Origin of the sequence: Megasphaera hominis (genome assembly GCF_014269395.1) — a bacterium.
In the GTDB taxonomy this organism is placed as follows: domain Bacteria; phylum Bacillota; class Negativicutes; order Veillonellales; family Megasphaeraceae; genus Megasphaera; species Megasphaera hominis.
On the sequence record NZ_JACOGK010000068.1, the window covers coordinates 1 to 3,183 of the forward strand.

General features: G+C 46.8%; 4 protein-coding genes and 1 tRNA gene. 4 read left to right on the forward strand and 1 reads right to left on the reverse strand.

Going from position 1 to position 3,183, the window contains the following annotated elements:
• The first annotated feature begins 105 nt into the window (after positions 1–105).
• The 4 genes from H8J70_RS12275 (at position 106) to H8J70_RS12290 (ending at position 3,078) form a co-directional block, all read left to right on the forward strand.
• Positions 106–279, forward strand: coding sequence for a hypothetical protein (locus H8J70_RS12275; RefSeq protein ID WP_186504577.1), 174 nt, complete (start codon positions 106–108; stop codon positions 277–279).
• A 4-nt stretch (positions 280–283) separates the two neighbouring features.
• Positions 284–742: an ImmA/IrrE family metallo-endopeptidase gene (locus H8J70_RS12280; RefSeq protein WP_186504578.1), complete on the forward strand. Its 459-nt coding sequence runs from the start codon at positions 284–286 to the stop codon at positions 740–742.
• A complete protein-coding gene (locus H8J70_RS12285) occupies positions 727–1,422 on the forward strand; it encodes an exonuclease domain-containing protein (RefSeq protein WP_186504579.1) in 696 nt (231 codons plus the stop codon). Before H8J70_RS12280 ends, H8J70_RS12285 begins: the two co-directional genes overlap by 16 nt.
• 162 nt (positions 1,423–1,584) lie before the next feature.
• Positions 1,585–3,078, forward strand: coding sequence for a recombinase family protein (locus H8J70_RS12290; protein WP_186504580.1), 1,494 nt, complete (start codon positions 1,585–1,587; stop codon positions 3,076–3,078).
• Here H8J70_RS12290 and H8J70_RS12295 read toward each other — a convergent pair.
• Positions 3,065–3,141: transfer RNA gene (locus H8J70_RS12295), tRNA-Arg, on the reverse strand. The two genes, H8J70_RS12290 and H8J70_RS12295, sit on opposite strands and share 14 nt — an antisense overlap.
• Between the last annotated feature and the right edge of the window lie 42 nt (positions 3,142–3,183).

The following is a 3,183-nucleotide window of genomic DNA, read 5'->3' on the forward strand; positions in this document are numbered from 1 at the left end:
AGTCCCATACCTGCGTCTCGATGCAACAGGACTGCTTTCATTCGTTTTTCATAAGAATACATTTTAAACCTCCTGACATTTAGTGATCATGTCAGGTCCAACTTTTTGTCCGCACCTCCTCTGGAAGATATGATGAACTCCGTTTCTTCTGCCGCCTTTGAAGGGGAGGACGACATAGAAGATATTGAAGCATTCAAAGCCACTATCAAGGCTGCCATGATCCAGGCAAAGAAGATAGCCAAGAAGAAATATACGCCGAAAAAATACCGGAGGGATTAAGACTATGGATGTGCAGCAGAAAGTTGCCGCTCTTATCCGACGCTATAAAACAGATGACCCGTTTCGGCTGGCCGCATGTAAGAATATCATCATCATGTATTCGGACCTGGGCGGCAAATACGGCAACTATCTCAAGTATAAACGTTCAAAATTTATTATCATTGATGACAGACGAACCCCGGAATCCATGCTGTCGTTTGTCTGTGCGCATGAACTTGGCCATGCGCTTTGTACGCCCAACGACAATACCCAGTGGCTCAAGACCTACACCATGGATATCAATGCGGACCGGGTGGAGAGACTAGCAAACACGTTTGCCGTAGAGCTGCTATTAAATGACGGGTATCTGGCAGAACATCTGGGGACATCTATTTACACTCTGGCCAATTGCCGGGGAGTACCCCATCGTTTCATTAAGCTTAAAAAAGTCAGGGAGGGATATATAAAATGTTTAACTTTCTAAGCAGCCTCTTTTCTTCCGACCCTGAGAAGAAAGAAAAACGGAGGATTGAAAAAGAAGAACGAGCCCGGCTCCGGGCACAAAAGAAGCACAATCAAAGGATAGCCAGCAAGCAGGTCCTTTCTGATGAATGGCATCCGGTGAACTTCCCTTACCAGGCCACCATCTTCAACATTCAGAGGGCCAACAAAGGCTATGGCAGCACATGCCAGATATCTGCCCGCTATATCGAAAACGCTCAGTACAAAGATATGATTTACCTGGTAAATCCCAAAGTGAAGTCATTTTCTTTTTCTAATTATCACGATATCAAGCCAGAAGATGTGGCCGATGCTCCGGCATTCAAGGACGTATGGGCAAATATTGAACAATATTTTTCTGGGAAGAACGTCATCACCTACTATGCAGATGCTCATCTGAAAGCGCTGCAAGCCACCTTGAAAAAGAATCACATTCCAGAACCGGAGATGCACTTCATCGACCTTTATGATTATTTTTGTGAGCGCCACGATAGCTGGGAGTCTCTCAGCCTAGACTCTGTGGCCGAAAAGCTTGACCTTGAATCCTACCCGAGCGCCAAGCATCCGAAAGCAACCTTGGACACCATTACAGAAATCCTTGAAGTAATGTATGAAAAACGGCCCGGCATCCTAAGGAAGCTATTGGACATCAAGGCAAAGTGAAAACAAAATAAAAAGCCCCTGCCATATCGCGAAATATGACAGGGGAATGCAGCCTGGCATTACCAGTACCAGGTTGCGGTTATAATCCACTCTTGTAGGAGGCAGATTATGTGTATATTATATCATGAAAGCCTCCATTCACCATAGAAGGAGGCTCGTTTTATGCCTAAAACAGAAGAAAAGCAAACCGCCAAGGCTGTCATATATGCCAGATATTCGTCCGATCGGCAGCGTGAGGAGTCCATTGAAGGACAGCTCCGCGTTTGTGAAGACTATGCTAGCCGGAACAATATGACCATCCTCCATACTTATGCGGACCGCGCCATGACTGGCCGCTCTGATCAGCGGCCGGAGTTCCAGATGATGATCCGCGACTCCGCCACCATGGCATTCGATGCCGTCCTGGTCTATAAGCTGAACCGCTTTGCCCGGAACCGCTACGACAGCGCGAAATATAAACACAAGCTGAAAAAGTACGGTATCAAAGTTGTTTCAGCCATGGAAAATATTGCGGATGACCCGTCCGGCATTCTGCTGGAATCCGTCATTGAAGGTATGGCAGAATACTATTCCGCGGAACTCGCGGAAAACGTTATGCGTGGCATGACCGAAAATGCACTGGAAGGGAAGTGGCCCGGTGGTGTAGTCCCCCTTGGCTACAAGTTGGATGAACAGCATCACCTTGTTATTGATGGGCCAAAAGCAGAGGTTGTCCGGCTTATTTATCAGCTGGCACTGGAAGGGCACAATCAGAAATACATCATCGACGAGCTGAACCGGCGCCATTACACCAATTCAGCTGGAGGCCCGTTCTCTTACAATACGTTGCGCACCATTCTGAGAAACGAAAAGTATATAGGAGTGTTCACCTGGGGAACTGTGCGCAGAGAGAATGCCTGCCCTGCTATTCTGGATAAAGCCACATTTGAAGCCGTGCAAGAGCATCTAAATTTCCGGACAAAACATCACATCCGGTCCTGCAATGAAGACTTCCTGCTGACAGGCAAATTGTTTTGCGGGTGTTGCCGCAGCAAGATGATTGGCGTGTCTGGGACTTCCAAAACAGGTGCCATCTATTATTACTACGCTTGCGCTGCTCATCTCAAAAAGAAATGCAAGACCCGGAACATCCGGAAAGATGCTATAGAAGACCTTGTATGTGAAGTGACCACGCGGATTCTCTCCAGTAAAGAAGCAGTGGAAGCCATCGCCCGGCAGGCCATAGAGATGCAAAAGAATAAAAAAGACTCCCTGGAACTCCAAGCAATCAAGAATCAGATAGCAGACATCAACAAGAAGCTCCAGAACTGCGTCAAGGCGGTTGAGAACGGCCTTATCTCTGATACCATAACAAATCATATCAACGAATACGAAAAAGAGCTTACACGGCTAAAAGACGATGCCGCACGGGTAAAACTGCTGGATGGCGATATCGAACTGACTCAGCAGCACATTGAATTCTTTTTCTGGTCCATTGCGCAAAAAATAAAAGCTGCGGACAAGTACAAGAGCATCCTGCTCTCATCCATCGTCCGCAGCGTAATCGTATATAAGGACTATATCGAAATCCAGTATAACTACAAAAACGAACTCCCCATCTTACAGAATCCTGTAAAAGTGGAGAGTTCGTATCTCAATCAAATGGTGACCCGGTAGGGATTCGAACCCTAGACCTACTGATTCGTAGTCAGTCACTCTATCCAGCTGAGCTACCGAGTCATGCGAAAAGGGAATAGCTCATGGCTTCCCTTTCCATGTGGC